At 69.4% G+C, this 19,508-nt stretch carries 16 protein-coding genes; 1 reads left to right on the forward strand and 15 read right to left on the reverse strand.

Features of this window, described 5'->3' with window-relative positions; genetic code table 11:
* Positions 1-12: 12 nt before the first annotated feature.
* From mmsB to rsmA, 6 genes are all read right to left on the reverse strand, one after another.
* Positions 13-1,383: a multiple monosaccharide ABC transporter permease gene (gene mmsB / locus KZC57_RS05155; RefSeq protein ID WP_025105620.1), complete on the reverse strand. Its 1,371-nt coding sequence runs from the start codon at positions 1,381-1,383 to the stop codon at positions 13-15.
* Positions 1,380-2,900: a multiple monosaccharide ABC transporter ATP-binding protein gene (gene mmsA / locus KZC57_RS05160; protein WP_060922924.1), complete on the reverse strand. Its 1,521-nt coding sequence runs from the start codon at positions 2,898-2,900 to the stop codon at positions 1,380-1,382. Before mmsA ends, mmsB begins: the two co-directional genes overlap by 4 nt.
* Before the next feature lie 153 nt (positions 2,901-3,053).
* Positions 3,054-4,067, reverse strand: a complete 1,014-nt coding sequence (locus KZC57_RS05165; RefSeq protein ID WP_082750126.1) for a LacI family DNA-binding transcriptional regulator — start codon at positions 4,065-4,067, stop codon at positions 3,054-3,056.
* Positions 4,068-4,186: 119 nt separating this feature from the next.
* Positions 4,187-5,119 carry a 4-(cytidine 5'-diphospho)-2-C-methyl-D-erythritol kinase gene (locus KZC57_RS05170; RefSeq protein WP_060922918.1) on the reverse strand — a complete coding sequence of 311 codons (933 nt, stop codon included), beginning with the start codon at positions 5,117-5,119 and terminating at the stop codon, positions 4,187-4,189.
* Between the two features lie 7 nt (positions 5,120-5,126).
* Entirely contained in the window at positions 5,127-6,194 is a 1,068-nt protein-coding gene (mgrA, locus tag KZC57_RS05175) for an L-glyceraldehyde 3-phosphate reductase (protein ID WP_060922917.1), read from the reverse strand.
* Between the two features lie 9 nt (positions 6,195-6,203).
* Positions 6,204-7,073 (reverse strand): 16S rRNA (adenine(1518)-N(6)/adenine(1519)-N(6))-dimethyltransferase RsmA, encoded by an 870-nt coding sequence (rsmA, locus tag KZC57_RS05180; protein ID WP_247641195.1) that lies wholly within the window; start codon positions 7,071-7,073, stop codon positions 6,204-6,206.
* A 27-nt stretch (positions 7,074-7,100) separates the two neighbouring features.
* On the opposite strand from rsmA, the gene KZC57_RS05185 reads away from it, so the two are divergent.
* Positions 7,101-8,387, forward strand: coding sequence for an MFS transporter (locus tag KZC57_RS05185; RefSeq protein ID WP_060922915.1), 1,287 nt, complete (start codon positions 7,101-7,103; stop codon positions 8,385-8,387).
* On the opposite strand, the gene KZC57_RS05190 is transcribed toward KZC57_RS05185, so the two are convergent.
* The 9 genes from KZC57_RS05190 to KZC57_RS05230 all read right to left on the reverse strand — a co-directional run bounded on the left by KZC57_RS05190 (position 8,366) and on the right by KZC57_RS05230 (position 19,438).
* A complete protein-coding gene (locus KZC57_RS05190) occupies positions 8,366-9,244 on the reverse strand; it encodes a TatD family hydrolase (RefSeq protein WP_247641196.1) in 879 nt (292 codons plus the stop codon). The two genes, KZC57_RS05185 and KZC57_RS05190, sit on opposite strands and share 22 nt — an antisense overlap.
* Positions 9,245-9,261: 17 nt before the next feature.
* Entirely contained in the window at positions 9,262-10,839 is a 1,578-nt protein-coding gene (metG, locus tag KZC57_RS05195; protein ID WP_247641197.1) for a methionine--tRNA ligase, read from the reverse strand.
* 49 nt (positions 10,840-10,888) lie between these two features.
* Positions 10,889-12,058, reverse strand: coding sequence for a family 1 glycosylhydrolase (locus KZC57_RS05200; protein ID WP_247641198.1), 1,170 nt, complete (start codon positions 12,056-12,058; stop codon positions 10,889-10,891).
* Between the two features lie 41 nt (positions 12,059-12,099).
* A complete protein-coding gene (locus tag KZC57_RS05205) occupies positions 12,100-13,800 on the reverse strand; it encodes an ABC transporter ATP-binding protein (RefSeq protein WP_374206609.1) in 1,701 nt (566 codons plus the stop codon).
* Between the two features lie 5 nt (positions 13,801-13,805).
* Positions 13,806-14,738, reverse strand: a complete 933-nt coding sequence (locus tag KZC57_RS05210; RefSeq protein ID WP_247641200.1) for an ABC transporter permease — start codon at positions 14,736-14,738, stop codon at positions 13,806-13,808.
* Complete coding sequence (locus KZC57_RS05215) at positions 14,735-15,715, reverse strand: ABC transporter permease (RefSeq protein ID WP_247641201.1); 981 nt, start codon at positions 15,713-15,715, stop codon at positions 14,735-14,737. The genes KZC57_RS05210 and KZC57_RS05215 overlap by 4 nt, the downstream gene beginning before the upstream one ends.
* Positions 15,712-17,376 (reverse strand): ABC transporter substrate-binding protein, encoded by a 1,665-nt coding sequence (locus KZC57_RS05220; RefSeq protein ID WP_060922811.1) that lies wholly within the window; start codon positions 17,374-17,376, stop codon positions 15,712-15,714. Before KZC57_RS05220 ends, KZC57_RS05215 begins: the two co-directional genes overlap by 4 nt.
* A gap of 156 nt (positions 17,377-17,532) precedes the next feature.
* Complete coding sequence (locus KZC57_RS05225; RefSeq protein WP_247641202.1) at positions 17,533-18,627, reverse strand: LacI family DNA-binding transcriptional regulator; 1,095 nt, start codon at positions 18,625-18,627, stop codon at positions 17,533-17,535.
* A gap of 256 nt (positions 18,628-18,883) precedes the next feature.
* Entirely contained in the window at positions 18,884-19,438 is a 555-nt protein-coding gene (locus KZC57_RS05230) for a class I SAM-dependent methyltransferase (RefSeq protein ID WP_247641203.1), read from the reverse strand.
* Between the last annotated feature and the right edge of the window lie 70 nt (positions 19,439-19,508).

Consider the following 19,508-nt stretch of genomic DNA (forward strand, 5'->3'; position numbering starts at 1 on the left):
GCGACGCGGCCCTTACTTTCCGCGCGTCTCCTCGACGGCGGGGGCTTCGTACTTCTGACTGGTGGGGTAGTTCGTCTTCGTGGGATCGAACGTGTCGGTGGCCGGATCCTGCTTGCGGCCGAGACGGCGCGTGAGGAAGCCGATGATCGACGGACGGCCCTGCTGCTTGTTCCACACGTCGACGCCGACGGCGAAGAGGAGCACGAGGCCCTTGATCATGGAGACGACGTCGGCACCGGCGCCGAGCAGCGCGAGGCCGTTGTTCAGGAACGCCATCACCAGACCACCGATGATCGAGCCGATCACCGTGCCGATGCCGCCGGAGACGGCCGCGCCGCCGATGAAGACGGAGGCGATCGCGTCGAGCTCCCACCCGTTGCCGTCCTGCGGGCCCGAGGCGGTCGCCCTGGCGACGTAGATCATGCCGGCGAGCGAGGCCAGGACCGACATGTTCATCATCACGAAGAAGTCGACCCAGCGGTCCTTCACGCCCGAGAGGCGCGCGGCCTGCCGGTTGCCGCCGACCGCGTAGATGTGGCGGCCGAAGACGGTGTTGTTCGTGATGAACGAGTAGAGGATGACGAGAGCGAGGAGGATGACGCCCGAGATCGGAAAGCTCGTGCCCTCGCGCCCCGTGGCGAACAGCCAGCCGGCGACGAGGATGACGGCCGAGATGAGGACGACCTTCGTCACGCTCACCCAGAGCGGTGCCATGTCGGAGCCCATCTTGCGCTGGATGCGCCGGGTGCGGATCTCCCAGAACACGATCCAGGCGACGCCGGCGAGCGCCAGCAGCATGGTCGGGATGTTGAACGGAAGCGGCAGGGCGATCTCCGGCAGATAGCCGGCGCCGATGATCTTGAAGCCCTCCGGCACGGGTACCGACTGCGAGTCGCCCACCGCCTGGTTCGCGCCGCGGAAGAACAGCATGCCGGCCAGCGTCACGATGAACGCCGGCACCCCGACGTAGGCGACCCAGAACCCCTGCCAGGCGCCGACGAGCACGCCGACACCGAGACCGAGGAGGATGCCCAGCGGCCAGGGGAGGTTCCAGTCCTGCATGGCCTTCGCCACGACGATTCCGGTGAACGCCGCCACCGAGCCGACCGAGAGGTCGATGTGCCCCATGATGATGACCATCACCATGCCGATCGCCAGGATCAGGATGTACGAGTACTGGTTGACGACGTTGATGAGGTTGCCGGAGGACAGCGTGAGGCCGGTGCCCTTGAAGATCCACGTCAGCACCTGGAAGACGACGAGGATGACGACGAGGCTGCCGAGGATGCCGAACTGACGGAGGGTCGACTGCCCTCCCCCGAACATCTTCGTGATGTCCTTGAAGTGGAAGCCGCGCTTCGCGGTGGTCGAGTCGGTGGTCATGCGGATGCTTTCTGGGTCGCGGAGGTCATGCTGCGCATGAGGTCTTCGGGGGTCGCCTGGTCGGCCGGGATGCAGTCGGTGACCCGGCCTTCGAACACGGTGTAGATGCGGTCGGAGATGCCGAGCAGCTCGGGCAGCTCGCTGGAGATCACGATCACGCCCTTGCCCTGGGCGGCGAGCTCGTTGATGATCGCGTAGATCTCGTACTTGGCTCCGACGTCGATGCCACGGGTGGGCTCGTCGAGGATCAGCAGGTCGGGGTCGGTGAACATCCACTTCGCCAGCACGACCTTCTGCTGATTGCCGCCGGAGAGCTTGCCGACGCCCTCCTCCACCGACGGGGTCTTGATGCGCAGCGTCTTGCGGTAGCGCTCCGCCACCGCGAACTCCTCGCGGGAGTCGACGACGCCGTTGTGCGCGATCTTGGAGAGCTTCGCCGCGACGATCGACCGCTTGATGGTGTCGAGCAGGTTGAGCCCGAGCACCTTGCGGTCCTCGCTCACGTAGGCGAGGCCGTGCTTGATCGCGGCGGCGACGTCGGGGAGCTCGATCTCCTGGCCGTCCTTGACGAGCGTGCCGGAGAGGAACGTGCCGTAGGAGCGGCCGAAGATGCTCATCGCCAGCTCGGTGCGGCCGGCGCCCATGAGGCCGGCGATGCCGACGACCTCGCCGCGACGGACATTGATGCTCGACCCCTTCACGACCATGCGCTCGGGCACGGTGGGGTGCTGGACCCACCAGTCCTTGACCTCGAAGAACACCTCGCCGATCTCCGGCGTGCGGTCCGGGTAGCGGCTCTCCAGCGATCGGCCGACCATGCCGCGGATGATGCGGTCCTCATTGATCTCGCCGCGGGAGATGTCCAGGGTCTCCACCGTGCGGCCGTCGCGGATGATCGTGATCTCGTCGGCGATCTGCTCGATCTCGTTGAGCTTGTGGCTGATCATGATCGACGCGATGCCCTTGGCCTTGAGCCCGAGGATCAGGTCGAGGAGGTGCTGCGAGTCGTTCTCGTTGAGAGCGGCGGTGGGCTCGTCGAGGATGAGCAGCTTGACGTCCTTGTTCAGCGCCTTGGCGATCTCGATGAGCTGCTGCTTGCCGACGCCGAGGGTCTTGATCGGCACGTCCGGGTCCTCGTCCAGACCGACGCGGGCGAGGAGCTCGATGGTGCGCTCCTTCTGTGCCTGCCAGTCGATGCGGCCGAAGCGACGGATCTCGTTGCCGAGGAAGATGTTCTCGGTGACCGAGAGCTCCGGGATGAGCGCGAGCTCCTGGTGGATGATGACGATGCCGGCCTGCTCGCTGGCCGCGATGTCCTTGAAGCGCTGCTCCTGGCCGTACAGGAGGATCTCGCCGTCGTACGTGCCGTACGGGTACACCCCCGAGAGGACCTTCATCAGCGTCGACTTCCCGGCGCCGTTCTCGCCGCAGATCGCATGGATCTCGCCGGCGCGGACGGTGATCGAGACGTCGGCGAGCGCCTTGACTCCCGGGAACTCCTTGGTGATGCGGCGCATCTCCAGGATCGGGCCTGACACGGTCGGCAACGTTGCTGTGGTGCTCACGGATCTTCCTCGCGACGTGCGGTCACCTTCGATGTGACCGTTCACATCGGTATATCGTCGTCTTCCGCGGGAGCGGTGTCAAGTCCGCGGCGTGTTTTCGTGTCGCTACCGTGATGCAGCGGATTCGCGCGCCCGCAAGAGGGTCTGCAGCGGGCCGAACGCGGGGGCCTTCTCGCCCCGGATCTCGGCGAGGAGGATACGCACGGCACGCCGCCCGAGCTCGGGGAAGTCCTGGTGCACCGTGCTCAGCGTCGGCGCCACGTGCGCGGCGACGGGGATGTCGTCGAACCCGATCACGCTCACGTCGTGCGGCACGCGCACGCCGGCGTCGCGGAACCCGTGCAGCAGCCCGATGGCCATGAGGTCGTTGGCCGCGAACACCGCCGTGAAGTCGCGCCGCAGCGAGAGCTCCTTGCCGGCGAAGTACCCGAAGTCGGCCGTCCAGTCCCCGCGGATCGGCGGGAACGTGGGCAGGTCGGCGTCGCGGAGGGCATCCAGATACCCGCGCATCCGGGACTCCGCCTCGATCCAGTCCTGCGGCCCGGCGAGATGGAGGATGTCGCTGTGACCCAGCGCGATCAAGTGCTCGGTCGCCGCCTTCGCCCCCGCCACCTGGTCGGCGGAGAGGCTGACGCCGTCCGACCCCGAGGCGGTCTGCAGGGTCACGAAGGGCATGGTGACGTTCATGCCGCGCAGGACATGGAAGACCCGCACCTGCGGCGCGAGCACCACGATGCCGTCGACCTGCTCACGTTCGAGCTGGCGGACCGCGTTGCCGATCGCCTCCGGCGTGGTCGCGGGAAGGTTGAGCGTGGAGACCGAGTAGCCCTCCTCGCGCGCCGCGTCCTCGATGCCGGCGATGGACGACGTCGGCCCGAACTCGCCGATCGTCGCGGAGAGGATGCCGAGCATGTTCGACTTGCTCGTCACCAGCGCGCGCGCCGCGAGATTGGGACGGTAGTCGAGCACGGCGATCGCGTCGAGCACCTTCGCCTTGGTTTCCGGGCGGATGCTGGGATGGTCGTTGAGCACCCGGGAGACGGTCTGATGCGAGACGCCGGCGAGGCGGGCGACGTCGCGGATGCTCGGCATGCGGGCACGCTCGGAGGAGGTGGACATCCAGCCTCCTCGCGTGTGCACGGTCACATGACTACTTCATTATGTCTGTGATGACCCGCCGGGTGCACCTCGACCGCGATACGCTCCTCGCGGCTCGGACGCGCGGGAATGGGGCAGGTTCAGCCGACGATGCGGGCTCCCGGCACGGCGCCGTGCACATGCAGCGGATCGAGACCGCCCTCGCGGAGAGCCGTCTGGACCGCCTGCGCGGACTCGGGATCGGCGCAGAGGAGGGCCACGGTCGGCCCCGAGCCAGACACGAGACCGTGCAGCGCACCGGCCGCGACCCCGCGTTCGATGGTCCGCGCCAGATCCGGTCGCAGGTCGAGCGCGGCCGCCTGGAGATCGTTGTGGAGTGCGTCGGCGAGCTGCCAGGCGTCTCCGGTCCGCAGCGCCTGCAGCACCGGGATCGGCACGTCGAGCGAGAGCGGCGGATCGTCGGCGAGAGCCCCCTCCTCCTCGCGCAGCTCGTCGAGCCGGGTGTACACGGCGGGGGTGGACAGCCCGTCGTCACTGGTCACGAGCAGCCAGTCGAAGCGCCCGCGGGCGAGCGCCGGGTTCAGCTGATCGCCGCGACCGGTGCCGACGGCAGTGCCGCCATGCAACGCGAAGGGGACATCGGCACCGAGCCGCGCGGCGAGGTCGTGCAGCCGCGCAGCGGAGAGTCCCGTGCCCCACAGAGCGTCGCAGGCGACCAGAGCGGCCGCGGCATCCGCGGAGCCCCCGCCCATGCCACCGGCGACCGGGACGCTCTTCCGGATCTGCAACGCCACCCCGCCCGGATGATCCGTCGCCATCGCCAGCAGCTTGGCGGCCCGCATCGCGAGGTTCCGGTCGTCGAGCGGAACCGAGCCGTCGTCCTCCACCCCGGTCACCGTGATCGAGAAGTCGTCGGCGGCCCTGGCGATCACGTCCTCGTACAGCGACACCGCCTGGAAGACCGTCGCGAGGGCGTGATAGCCGTCGTCGTGGCGCCCGCCGACGCCGAGGTAGACGTTGATCTTCCCCGGCGCGCGCACGTGCACGGACCCGGAGGACGCGGCGAGGCTCATGAGCGGGTCACAGGTCCGACGAGGTCGCCCACAGGTTGACGTCGATGGCGCCGGCGAGCTCGTCGATGCGGCGGAGCTCCTCGTCGGTGAACGCAGGACCGTCGAGGGCGGCGAGGTTCTCGTCGAGCTGCTCCGTCCGGGAGGCGCCGATGAGCGCCGAGGCGACCACCGGAGTGCGCAGCGTCCACTGCAGCGCGAGCTGCGCGAGCGACTGCCCCCGGCCCTGCGCGACCTCGTTCAGCGCCCGGAGCGTCTCGACGGCCTCATCGGTCAGCTTGCCCTTCGGCAGCGAACCCCGCTGCTGCGCGCGCTCGGCCGTGCCGTCGCCGAGGTACTTGTCGGTGAGGAGGCCCTGGGCGAGCGGGGTGAAGGCGATGGCGCCGAGGCCCGACTCCTCCAGGGTCTGCGTGAGGCCGTCCTCGATCCAGCGGTTGAGGATCGAGTACGCGGGCTGGTGGATGACGAGCGGCGTGCCCAGCTCCTTCGCCACGGCGACGGCCTCGGCCGTGCGCTCCGCGCTGTACGAGGAGATGCCGACGTAGAGGGCCTTGCCCTGGCGGACCAGGGTGTCCAGCGCCCCGACGGTCTCGGCGATCGGGGTGACCGGGTCGACACGGTGCGAGTAGAAGATGTCGACGTAGTCCAGCCCCATGCGGGTGAGCGACTGCTCTGCGCTCGCGAGGATGTACTTCCGGCTCGCGTAGTCGCCGTACGGTCCGGGCCACATGTCCCAGCCGGCCTTCGATGAGATGATCAGCTCGTCGCGGTAGGGACGCAGGTCCTCCGCGAAGATGCGGCCGAAGTTCTTCTCGGCCGAGCCGTACGGCGGGCCGTAGTTGTTCGCCAGGTCGAAGTGCGTGATCCCGTTGTCGAACGCGTGACGCAGGAGCGCCCGCTGGTTGTCGAGGGGGATGTTGTCGCCGAAGTTCCACCAGAGGCCCAGCGAGATCGGGGGCAGGTAGAGGCCGGAGGCGCCCACCTGACGGTAGGCGAACCGTCCGTAGCGGCCCTCGTCGGCGGCGTACGGACGGTGCAGTTCGGGGACGTCGGGGCGGAAGCGGGGGGAGTCGGTCACCGTGCCAGATTAGCCGCTGACGCCGGAACCCTCGATCGCCGTTGCGTGCTGGGCGATCCGCTGGTAGTCGTCGACCGTGAGGTCCTCCCCGCGGGCGGTCGGGGCGACGCCGGCGGCGGTGAGCACCTCGGTCGCCGCGGCCGAGCTGCCGAAGAGGCCGGAGAGGGCCTGCCGGAGCATCTTGCGCCGCTGGTTGAAGGCCGCGTCGACGATGGCGAAGGTGCGCCGGCGCTCCTCCACCGAGCCGCGCTCGCCCTCGGAGCGGTCGAAGCCGACGAGGAGGCTGTCGACGTTCGGCACCGGCCAGAAGACCTGGCGGGAGACGTTCCCGGTGAGCTTCCACTCGCCGTACCAGGCGGCCTTGACGCTGGGCGAGCCGTAGATCTTCGACCCCGGCTTCGCGGCGAGCCGCTCGGCCACCTCCGCCTGCACCATCACGACGCCCCGCTGCAGGTACGGGAACGTCTCCAGGAAGTGCAGCAGGACGGGCACCGACACGTTGTACGGCAGGTTCGCGACGAGGACGGTCGGCTCCCCCGGCAGTTCCGTCACGCGGAGCGCGTCCGCGTCGACCACCGTCAGCATCCCCTCCGGCACGCCGTGCTCGGCCGCGGTCTGCGGCAGGCGGGCGGCCAGGCGATGGTCGATCTCCACGGCGGTGACCGCGGCCCCCGCCTCCAGGATCGCGAGGGTAAGGGATCCGAGTCCCGGTCCGATCTCGACCACCCGCTCCCCCGGCTGCACGCGGGCGGCCTGGACGATCTTGCGGACGGTGTTCGCGTCGACGACGAAGTTCTGTCCGAGCTTCTTCGTGGGGGTGACATCGAGCTCGGCGGCCAGACGGCGGATCTCGGTGGCCCCGAGCAACGTGACGGTCATGCACCCATTCTCCCGTATCCTTCGGGGGTGCCCTCCCTCGGTGAACTGATCGCTCCGCGGCGCCTGGGCAGGGACTTCCGCTGGCTGCTCGCATCGTCGTGGACGAGCAACATCGGAGACGGCGTGGCGCTGGCCGCCGCTCCCCTGCTCATCGCGTCGATGACGTCGTCGCCGATCCTCGTGGCCTCCGGCGCCATCCTGCAGTTCCTGCCGTGGCTGCTCTTCGGCCTGCACGCGGGGGCCATCGCCGACCGCTTCGATCGGCGCCGCCTGGTGATGACCGCCAACGCCGTGCGCGCCGTCGTGCTCGCGGCGCTCTGCGTGTTCCTCGTGACGGGAACCGCGAACATCGGGATCGTCCTCGCCGTCGCGTTCCTCTACGGCACCGCGGAGGTCTTCGTCGACACCGCGGGGAGCACATTGCTGCCGATGCTCGTGAAGCCGGCCGACCTCGGCATCGGGAACGCCCGCCTGCAGGCCGGCTACCTCGTCGCCAACCAGTTCGCCGGGCCGCCGCTGGGCGCGTTCCTCTTCGCTGCCGGGAGCGCGTGGCCGTTCCTCGTCGAGGTGCTGTGCGTGACGCTCGCGATCGTCCTCATCTCCCGCATGGCGCGCACGCCCGTCCCACCCCGGGAGACCGAGACCCACCCGCCGGTGCACACCGACATCGCGGAGGGACTGCGCTGGCTGTGGCACAACCCGCCGGTGCGGATGCTCGTGCTCATCATCCTCGTCTTCAACGTGACCTGGGCCGCGCCCTGGGGCGTGCTCGTGCTCTACGCCACCGAGCACCTGCAGATGGGCCCCGTGGGCTACGGCGCGCTCACCACGGCGTCCGCGGCGGGCGGCATCCTCGCGACGCTGAGCTTCGGCTGGCTGGAGCGGCACGTGTCGTTCGCGAGCCTGATGCGTATCGTCCTGTCGCTCGAGGTGCTCATGCACCTCGCGTTCGCCCTCACCACCACGGGCATGGTGGCCCTCGTCATCATGTTCTTCTTCGGGGCGTACGCCTTCGTGTGGGGCACGATCTCCACGACCGTCCGGCAGCGGCTCGTCCCCGCTTCCCTGCAGGGGCGCGTCGCCTCGGTCAACATGGTCGGCGTCTTCGGCGGCATGATCGTCGGCCAGGCCCTCGGCGGCGTCATCGCGCAGACCTGGGGCCTGACCGCGCCCTGGTGGTTCGCCTTCGGCGGGGCGGCGATCACCCTGGTGCTGGTGTGGAAGCCCATCTCGCACATCGTCAGTGCGAGGCCGGTCGCCGAGACGGGGCCGGAGGACGTCGAGCCGGAGAGTCAGTCGGCGAACGAGCCGTAGACGCGGAGGGTGTTCTCGGCGAGCTGCGCGGCGAGCTCGTCCACGTCCAGGTCGAGCTCCGCCGCCAGGAAGCGCACCGTGAGCGGCACGAGGTACGGCGCGTTCGGACGGCCCCGCAGCGGGACCGGCGTGAGGAATGGCGCGTCCGTCTCGACGAGGAGGCGGTCGAGCGGGGTGACCTTCAGCGCGTCGCGCAGGTTCTGCGCGTTCTTGAACGTCACGTTCCCGGCGAACGACAGGTAGTAGCCCGCGTCGGCGCACACCCGGGCCATCGCCTCGTCCCCGGAGAAGCAGTGGAACACGGTGCGCTCGGGGGCCCCGACCCGCGTAAGCGTCTCCAGCACGGCCTCGTGCGCATCCCGGTCGTGGATCTGCATCGCGATGCCGTGCTTCTTCGCGAGCGCGATGTGCGCCTCGAAGGAGGCGAACTGCGGCGCACGGCGCTCCGGTTCGGTGCGGAAGAAGTCGAGCCCGGTCTCGCCGATCGCGCGCGTGCGCGGATGCGCGGCGAGCTCGTCGATCAGGGCGAGCGCCTCGTCGAGGCGACCCTCCTCCGCGTACGTCGGGGCGTCGTTCGGGTGGATGGCGACCGCGGCGAGGACCCGGGGGTCGGACGCGGCGGCCTCGACCGCCCAGCGGGACGACTCGATGTCTCCGGATGCCTGCACGACGCCGATGACGCCGACCGCCTCCGCCCGGTCGAGCTGGGTCTTGAGAGACAAGGGCTGGTCACCATCGGCGATCTCGAGGTGCGCGTGGTTGTCGTAGACGGGCACCGCGAGGGGTTCCGGGGCCGCCGGATAGGTCCGGTCCTTGCGCCCGTCGCCCGAGCGCTCGCGCACGTAGGTCTCCGCCATGGTGTCCTGCCCGGTCGTCAGGCCGTGGACTCCACGCGCGGGAAGAGCGGCGCGAGGCCGTTGACGCTCGTCCCCGGCTTCAGCACGCCCCAGGAGCCCGCCTCGCGAATCGGCTGGTCCTGCAACCGGCCCAGGGTCTCCGCGGCGCCGAGCGCGATCCACAGCTTCTCGGTCGACTGCGGCATCACCGGCGACAGCAGCACGGCGAGCGCCCGCAGCCCCTCGGCGCAGGTGTAGAGCACGGTGCCCAGACGCTCCCGCTGGTCCTCGTCGCGGGCGAGCGCCCACGGCTCGTTCTCGGTGATGTACCCGTTGAGCGCGTCGACGATGGTCCAGATCGCGGAGATGGCCTCGTCGATGCGGAACTGGCCGATCGCGGCGTCCGCCTTCATCGCGGCGTCCGCCACGATCTTCTGGATCGCGAGATCCGCCTCGGTGTACTCGGCCGCCGGCGGCACGATGCCCTCGAAGTACTTCTCGATCATCGCGGTCGTGCGCGAGGCGAGGTTGCCGAAGCCGTTCGCGAGCTCGGCCTGGTACCGGGCGGAGAGGTCCTCCCAGGAGAAGGAGCCGTCCTGACCGAACGCGATCGCGGACAGGAAGTAGAAGCGGTACGCGTCGGAGCCGAAGACGTCGGTGATCTCGGTCGGCGCGATACCCGTGAGCTTCGACTTCGACATCTTCTCGCCGCCGACGAGCAGCCAGCCGTGCGCGAACACGCCCTTCGGCACGTCGAGCCCCGCCGCCATCAGCAGCGCCGGCCAGATCACGGCGTGGAAGCGCAGGATGTCCTTGCCGACCACGTGGTAGGCGGGCCAGCGGCGCGCGAAGGTCTCCTCGTCGGAGCCGTAGCCGACGGCCGTGGCGTAGTTGAGCAGCGCGTCGACCCACACGTAGATGACGTGCGACTCGTCCCACGGCAGCGGGATGCCCCAGTCGAAGGTCGAGCGGGAGATCGAGAGGTCCTTGAGGCCCTGGCTCACGAACGAGACGACCTCGTTGCGCGCCGAATCGGGCCGCACGAAGTCGGGCTCGGTCTTGTAGAGCTCGAGCAGGCGGTCCTGGAACTCGCTGAGCTTGAAGAAGTAGTTCTTCTCCTGCAGCAGCTCCAGCGGCTTGGAGTGGATGGCGCAGACCTTCAGCCCCTCGAAGGGACCGGTGCCGTCGACGATCTCCGACTCCGGCTTGAACTCCTCGCAACCCACACAGTAGAGCGCCTCGTACTCGCCCGCGTAGATGTACCCGCGGTCGTAGAGCCGCTGGAAGAACGTCTGCACGTTGGTCTCGTGCCGCTCCTGCGTGGTGCGGATGAAGTCGTCGTTCGCGACGTCGAGGGTCTTCAGCAGCGGGAACCAGCTCTCGCTGACGAGCTTGTCGACCCACTCCTGCGGGGTGACGCCGTTGGCGGCTGCGGCCCGCAGCATCTTCTGACCGTGCTCGTCGGTGCCCGTCAGCATCCAGGTGTCGTCGCCCGCCTGACGGTGCCACCGTGCGAGCGTGTCGACGGCCACCGTCGTGTACCCGTGACCGATGTGCGGCACATCGGAGGGGTAGTAGATGGGCGTGGTGATGTAGAAGGAGTCGCCAGCGGGCATGGGGACAATTCTAGGTGCCCCCATGCCCGTGGTTACGCCGTGCGGCTCGTCAGAGCCCATTGCGGCGGGCGACCTCGCCGAGCCAGGCCAGCGAGGGCTTCGGGAACCGCTCGAAGGTCTCGTGGTCGAAGCCGATGAGACCGAACGTCGGCCGGAATCCGCTCGCCCATTCGTAGTTGTCCAGCGCGCTCCAGTGCTGGTAGGCGCGGACCTCGATGCCGTCGCTGATGGCGCGGTGCAGCCCCTCCAGCGCGCCCTGCGTGTAGGCGATGCGGCGGGTGTCGTCGGCCGTCGCGATGCCGTTCTCCGTGACGAGCACGGGGACACCGCCGCTGCGATCCCACGCGCTGCGCACGCCCAGCTCGAGGGCTTCGGGGAAGAACTCCCAGCCCGTCAGCGTCGTCTCCACGTCCGGCGACACCGGCAGCGGTCCCTCCGGGCCGATGAACGTGCGGGTGTAGGCCTGCACGCCCACGAAGTCGTCTCCGGCGGACTGCTCCAGGTACCAGTGGTCGCGCGGGTCCCCGTAGGTCGCGAGCATCTCGTCGGCGCCGGGCTCGCCCGTGGAGTGGAAGGCCTGGGTGGCGATCGTCCAGCCCGCCTGCACCCCGGGCACCGTGTGCAGGATCTCGGACGCCCGCCGATGGGCCGTCAGCAGGGTGTCCGCGACGCCGAGGTCGGGATTCGGCAGGCCGTAGGCGACGAGGTTCGCCGCGTCCTCTCCCCCGGCCAGCATCGCCGCGATGTTCGGCTCGTTGATGGTGCACACGTAGCGCACGCCGTCGAGGAGCGGCAGCACGGTCTCCACGTAGCGGGAGAACAGGTCCACCGCGTCGTCGGCACGCCAGAAGCCGTCCTTCTGGAACCACTGCGGCACCGTGAAGTGCATGAGGGTGACCGTCGGGTCCAGCCCGTTCTCCCTGGCGGTGTCGATCATGCGGCGGTAGTGGTCGAGCATCGCCCGCGAGACGAACCCGCGCTCCGGCTCGATCCGCGCCCACTCGACCGAGAACCGGTAGGAGTTCAGCCCGGCCTCGGCAAGCAGCCGCATGTCCTCCGGGTAGCGGTGGAAATGGTCGGCGGCGTCACCGGAGGGCTCGACCATGGGCGAGTCGGGGGCGTGTTCCATCGCCCACCAGTTGCTCGTGGTGTTGTTGCCCTCCACCTGATGGGCGGCGGTCGCGGCGCCCCAGAGGAAGCCGTCGGGGAATGCGAGCACGGATGCGCTCCTCTCTCTTTCTTGCAGTCGTCCGGCGCGCGTCAGCGGGCGCGGGCGGGGTTCGGCACGGCGTCGAGCAGTTCGACCGTGTACGGGTCCTCCGGGTGCTGCAGCACCTGCGAGGTCTCGCCCCGCTCGACGACGCGGCCGCTGTTGAGCACGAGGATGTTCTCGGTGACGAGCCGCGCGCTCAGCAGATCGTGGGTGATGTAGAGCATGCTGATGCCCCACCGTTCACGGAGGTCCTCCAGCAGCGCGAGCACGCCGGCGCGGAGCGACACGTCGAGCATCGACACCGGCTCGTCCGCGATGAGCACCTGCGGGTCGCTCGCGAGCGCCCTGGCGATCACCACGCGCTGCCGCTGCCCGCCGGAGAGCTGGTGCGGCAGCTTGGCGGCGAACTGCTCGACGGGCGTCAGGCCCACCGTCTCCAGCAGTTCGAGCACACGGGCCCTGGCCTCCGCCCCGCGCAGCCTCGTGTAGTTCAGGACCGGGCGGGTCAGGGCGTACTCGACGGTGTGCAGCGGGTTCAGGGCCGCGTACGGATCCTGGAACACCATCTGCACGTCCTTGCGGAGGTCGCGCAGTCCGCGGCGCTTCAGGGACGCCACATCGGTGTCGCCGAAGCGGATGCGGCCGGAGGTCGGCTTCTCGACCCCGGTGAGCATCTTCGCGATCGTCGACTTGCCAGAGCCGGAGGCACCGACCAAGGCCAGCGCCTCCCCAGGCTCCAGCCGGAAGGACACGTCGTCGACCGCGACGATCGGATCCTGGCCGCGGCGCGGTGCCGGATAGCGCTTGGTCACGCCCTCCACGACGATCGCGGCATCAGCCCGCCGGGCGTCCCGCGGCGACACGGTCGGCAGGGTCTCGGTGACGTCCGTACGGCTGCGTCCCTCCCGGCGACGGGTGCCGAGATCGACGAATCCGGGGATCTCGATCTTCTCGGCGCGCGGGTCGGCGTAGTGGCTCAGCAGCATCCGGGTGTACTCGTCCTGCGGGCGGTGCAGGATGTCCTGGCTGCGGGCGTCCTCCACGATGCGGCCCTCGTGCATGACCATCACCCGGTCGGTCGCCTCGAGGACGATGCCGAGGTCGTGGCTGATGAGGATCGCCGTGAAGCGCTCGGACCGTTGCAGCTCCTGGATCGTGTCCATGACCGCGTGCTGGACGAGCACGTCGAGCGCGGTGGTGGGCTCGTCGAACACCATCAGCTGGGGTTCGAGCGAGAGGGCGAGGGCGATCGAGGCGCGCTGCCGCATGCCGCCGGAGAGCTCACCGGGGTACCGGTCGAGCACCTCCGGCTTCAGCCCCACCTTGCCGACGAGCTCCCGCGCCCTGGCCTGGCGCTGCTCGGCGGGCACATGACCGTGCGCGGCGAAGATGTCGCGGAAGTGGTTGCCCACGGTCCGCACGGGGTTCAACGCGTTCATGCCCGACTGCAGCACCATCGCGAAGCCGCCCTGCCGCTGGCGCCGCAGCTCCTCGGCGTCGAGCTCGCGGATGTCGCGGCCGTCGAAGAGGATGCGGCCGCCGCTGATGCGCGCCGGCGGCTTCTGCAGCCGCGTCAGCGCGAAGCCCAGCGTGGACTTGCCCGACCCGGACTCGCCGACGAGCCCGACGAATTCGCCGCGCCGGAGCGCGAACGACACGTCGCGCACGGCAGGCACCGGCTCCTGCCCCGGGGAGGCGTACTCCACGGACAGCGACTGGACGTCGAGGAGGATGTCGTCATGCTCCATGGCGCTCATCGGCCCTTCCCTTCGCGGAGGCGCGGATTGGAGATGCCGTCCACGCCGAAGTTGATGAGTGTGAGGCTGAGGGCGAGCAGCGCGATGCACAGACCGGGCGCGAACAGCAGCAGCCACTGGCCGGTGAGCAGGGAGTTGGAGTTCTGCGCCCAGTAGAGCATCGTGCCCCAGCTGACGATGCTGGAGTCGCCGAGGCCGAGGAACTCCAGGCCCGCCTCCGCGAGGATCGCCGCCGTCGCCGCTCCGAAGAGGGTGCCGGCGATGATCGACGTCATGTTCGGCAGGATCTCGCGGAAGACGATCCGCGCCCTGCTGTCGCCGGAGAACTGCGCCGAGGTGACGAAGTCGTTGCCGCGGAGGGACTGGGTCTGGCTGCGCAGCACACGGGCGCCCCAGGCCCAGCCGGTCACGACGATCACGGCGATGATCATGAGGATGCCGCCGTTCTGCAGGTAGGCCGCGATCACGATCATCAGCGGCAGGCCCGGGATCACGAGGAAGAGGTTCACGATGAACCCGACGACCTCGCCCGCGAAGCCGCGCATGTAGCCCCAGCTCAGACCGATCAGCACGGCCACGATCGTGGAGAGGAGCCCGGCCGCGAAGCCCACGAGGAGGCTGACCTGGGCGCCGTAGATGAGCTGGCTGAGCACGTCCTCCCCTGCCGCGGTCGTGCCGAGCCAGTGCTCCCACGAAGCATCCGCATTGCGCGGGAACCCGTTCTCCTTCGGCCCGTAGGGAGCCAGGAGCGGGGCGAACACGGCGACGAGCACGAAGAACGCGAGGAGACAGAGTCCGATACGCGCCTTGCCGTTGGACCACAGGGTGCCGACCATGCGGCCGAAGGCGCTCCAGGGGCTGGGCGCCGCGATGCGGGCGGTGGGGACCTTGACGGTCACGGTGCTGGGGGTGGGGTTCGGGGTCGTCATCGGCGAGTCCTCGGGTCGAGAACCCCGTAGAGGATGTCCACGAGGAAGTTGGCGATGAGCACGCTCACGGTGATCATCAGGAAGAGCGCCTGCATGAGCGGGTAGTCCTGCCCGATCACGGCGTTGAACAGCAGGTAGCCGATGCCCGGATATCCGAACACCTGCTCGACGAGGATCGAGCCGCCCACCACGCCGCCGAGCGTGAGCCCGAAGCCGGTGAGGTTCGGCAGGATCGCGTTGCGGGCCGCGTAGCGGAGGGCGATCGTGCGGCCGCGGAGGCCGTTCGCCTCGCCGAAGGTGATGTAGTCCTCGCCGAGCGTGTTGATCATCGCGTTGCGCATGCCGATGATCCAGCCGCCGAGCGACGTGAGCAGGATCGTCAGCGCCGGAAGGAACGCGTGCCGGAAGAGGTCGACGATGAAGTCCCAGGTGAATCCCGGGGTGGTCGTCGCCGAGTAGGCGCCGGTGGTCGGGAACCAGTGCAGCACGTAGCCGAGGAAGAACAGCAGCAGCAGCGCCGTCCAGAAGTACGGGAACGTGCTGAGGAACGACCCGGTCAGCGTCGGCAGGGAGTCCAGCCAGGTGCCGCGCCGCCAGGCGGCCATCACGCCGATGAGGGTGCCGATCACGAAGGCGAGGATCGTGACGATGCCGACGAGGCCGAGCGTGTAGGGCAGCGCGGTGGAGACCATGCTCGACACGGTCTGCGGGTAGAACGTGTACGAGACACCGAAGTCGAGCCGGACGACCTGGCCGAGGTAGGCCACGTACTGGTCCCACATCGAACCGGTCGGCACTCCGAGCTGCGCCTCGATCGCGGCGCGCGTGGCGTCCGAGACCGGACCGTTCTGGGAGAGCTTCGCGATCGCGGCGTCGGCGGGAGAGCCGGGCATGAGTCGCGGGAGGAAGAAGTTCAGGGTGATCGCGGCCCACAGGGTGAGCAGGAACAGGCCGATCTTCTGGAGGACGTACTTCACTGGTCCCCTCCGTCCGTGCGCTTCAGGTGGGTGAAGATGCCCAGCGGCGCCGAATCGTAGTTCTGCGGGATCATGTACGGATCGTCCGCGGAGGGCCAGCCGGTGAACTTCGCGTCGTTGAACAGGCCCCAGATCCCGCCGTAGTACAGGCCGATCACGGGGACCTGCTCGTACACGATGCTCTGCAGCTCGTGCACGATCTCGGTCTGGCGGTCGGGGTCGATCGTGGCGCGGTACTCCTCCAGCAGGGCGTCGGCCTCCGGCGAACGGTAGCGCTCGAAGTTGTTGGTCGTGACCTCGCCGGCCGGCACGTAGAAGTCGCTGGAGAGCAGGCTGTTGTAGGCCTGGTACACGTCGCCGTTACCCATGCCGCCGATCGCCATCTCGAAATCGCCGGTGCCGATCGCGCTCTGATACCCGGCGGGCTGCGGGAGCTTGAGCGACACCTTGACGCCGACGTCCGCGAGCTGGCGCTGCACGGTCTGGGCGGCGCGCGTCCAGTCGGAGTATCCGTTGGCGGTGGTCAGCGAGAACGCGAGCTGCTCGCCGTCCGGGCCGACGAGCTGATCGCCCTGGAGGGTGTACCCGGACTCGGCGAACGCCGCCAGCGCGGCGTCGCGGTCCTGGGCGAGCATGCCCTGGTCCGGGATCTCCGGGTCGAGGTACTTCTCCTGGTTGGGCAGGATGAGGCCGGTCTGTCCGGCGGGCTGCATGTAGCCCTCGGAGGCGGTCTCGGCGATCTCCTCCCGGTCGAGCGCGAGCGCGATGCCGCGACGGACGTTCACGTCGTCGAACGGGGCGACCTCGAGGTTGGGCACGAGCGAGATGACGCCGCCCGGCGGGAACCACCAGGTGTTGTCGGGACTCGCCGCCCCCCAGGTGCCCTCGACGTCGGAGATGAAGGAGTAGGCCCAGTCGTAGCCGCGGGTCACGGTGTCGAGCTGGGTGTTCGTGGCCGGCAGGATGATGTGCTCGATCTCGATCTTGTCCGCCTGCCAGTAGTCCGGGTTGCGGTCCATCGAGTACTGCTGGTCGTTGTAGTTGCCGAGCACGAACGGGCCGGTGCCGACCGGCTCCTCGTTGCGCCAGGTGGCCGGGTCCTCCACGTCGGCCCACAGGTGCTCGGGCACGATCATGGTCTGCCCGAGGATCGAGAGCGACGGCGCGTCCTCGCCCTGGAGGTGGAACACCACGTCGTCGCCGTCGACCTCGATGCGGTCGATGTGCTGCCATGCGCCCTTGATGTCGAGCGAAGGCTCGTCCTTGATGAGCTGGAACGTGAAGGCCACATCCTCCGGGGTGAGGGGCTCGCCGTCGCTCCACTCCACGCCGTCGCGGACCGTCATCACGATCGTGCGGGCGTCGGGCTGGGTCCACTCGGACGCGAGCCACGGGGTGAGCTCGCCGTCGAGCGGGTTCACCAGGATGAGCGGCTCGTAGATCCACCGCGACGCCGTCCGGGTGTTCGTGAGGTAGGGGTTGAAGTTCTGCGTGAAGAACGGGTTGCCCTTGTCGGCGTTGATGAGCATCGTGTCGTCGCCGATCGAGGGGTCGGGCTGCGAGCTGATCTGGATGCTGCAGCCGCTGAGCGCGACCGCTGCGGCCGCGAGCCCCACGACGGCGGCGCGGCGCCAGCGTCGGAAGGTGTGCGTCTCTGCCACTGGATGACCTCATGTCGTCTCTGTCATGAAGGGCGCCCCGGGGGATGGGGAGTCCTGCCGGCCGAAGCCGTACACCAGATTGTAAGCGCATACATTTTGAATCGGCAACCCCGTGGTGAGCCAGGGGGTCCTCCGGGGCGGCGCGGTCGCGGCGACTCAGGCCGGGCGCGTGGAGCTCTCGCGGAGGAGGATCTGGAGGGGCAGACGCGTCGTGAGCGGCGGGGCGTCCGGCTGCTCCAGCCGTCGCGCGAGCACCTGCACCGCCGCACGCCCGAGCTCGATCATCGGCTGCCGGATCGTGGTCAGCGGCGGTGACACCAGAGTCGCCGCCTCGATGCCGTCGAACCCCGTGACGAGGACGTCGTCCGGCACCCGCACCCCCGCGGTTCGGAACACGTCCATCGCCCCGAGGGCCATCTGGTCGTTGGCGGCGATGAGAGCAGCGGGCACGCCATCACGCAGGAGGTCCTCCCCGGCCCTGCGACCGGAGGCCCGGGTGAAATCGCCCCGGAGCACGCGCACCGCTGCCGGGTCGCGCTCCGCCGCGGCGAGCGCGGTCGACACGCCCTCCCACCGCTGCTCGGCGTCGGGCGAGTCGGCCGGGCCGGCGAGGAACGCGATCTCCCCCTCCCCGACCTGGGACAGCACGTGGCGGGTCAGCTCCCCCATCGCCTCGACGTTGCTCACCGTGACGTGGTCGTAGGCATCGCCGCGCGGCGGGCCGGACAGCACGACCACCGGGATACGACGGGCCAGTCGGGCGAGCACGTCGTCCGGCACACTGCGGGCGAGCACCATGAGCCCGTCCACGCGGCCGGCCATGTCGCGGACGGTGGAGCGGTCGGGATCATCGCGGCCGACGCCCACCATGAGCACGAACCCCTGCTTCCACGCCTCCAGCTCGGCGCCGCGGAGGACCTCGTCGAGGAACAGCATCGAGGAGTGCGGCGGGTCCTGGTCTTCCGACACCACCGTGAACGGCGGTCGGGCGGCGGCGGACAGCACGTCGAGGGGCGGAGCGTCCTCGGCGGCGTCGAATCCGGGGAAGTACAGCCCCAGCACCCCGGTCCGGCGTTCGGCGAGACCCCGCGCGCTCCCACTGGGGACGTACCCCAGCGCGGAGACCGCGTCGAGCACCCGCTCCCGGGTCGCCGGACGGACGGCCTCCGGCGAGCGCAGCACCCGCGACACGGTCGCGATCGACACTCCGGCGCGATCGGCGACGTCGTACACCGTCGCGGCCTTGCTCACGCGGACTCCTCTCGTCGCGGTCCTGGTCCTGGTCCTGGTCCTGGTCCTGTCAGCGTAGGACAGTCTCCCCCGGTGCCCCCTTCCCCTCCCGCGCGCGGGCGCAGATTCGCGTCGGTGTCGCAGGGATGGGGCCAGAACCTGCGACACGATGCGTATGTCCGACACAGTGCATATGTCCGACACAGTGCATATGTCCGACACGGTGCAGACCTGCAACGGGGTGCGGATCTGCGAGAGTGTGCCTGGACGCGGCGGGTCAGGAGCGGAGGGCGCGGAGGGCTCCGTGGGGGCGAGAACTGATCTCGCCGGCTTCGCGCTCGCGGGTCTCGGACCACTGCAGCTCGAGACCGGCCGCGGCGAGCAGCGGGGCCAGGGCCTCGGCGGTCCAGAAGAACGCGGGTGCGACGGCATGAGGGAAGACCGCCCGGGGTTCGCCGACGAAGTAGCCGAGGAGCAGTCCTCCGCCGGAGGCGAGCACCCGAGCGAACTCGGCGAATACGTCCGGGAGCTCGGCCGGAGGGGTGTGGATCACGGAATACCACGCGTGGACGCCGCCGACGGTGCCCGATGCCTGCGGCAGCGTCCGGAACGACCCGTGATGGAACGAGAGGTGCGGATACTGCACCCTCGCCCCGCGGATGAAGGCCGTGGAGAGATCGATCCCCTCGACGTCCCGCCCGGTTCCGAACTCTGCGCCGTCATCCCCGTGCAGGAAGGCCGTCCAGTGCCCGGGGCCGCACCCCGCGTCGAGCAGCCGTCCCGGGGTCTCGTCGCGCCACTTCCGGATGAGCTCTCGGTCACGGGGATCCATCAGCCCCAGGTCTCCTGCGACCTCCCGGTACTCCTCAGCCCTCGCGTCGTAGGCGCGCGCGACCGAGTCC

Source organism: Microbacterium sp. KSW4-4, from assembly GCF_023091185.1.
Taxonomy (GTDB): Bacteria; Actinomycetota; Actinomycetes; order Actinomycetales; family Microbacteriaceae; genus Microbacterium; species Microbacterium paraoxydans.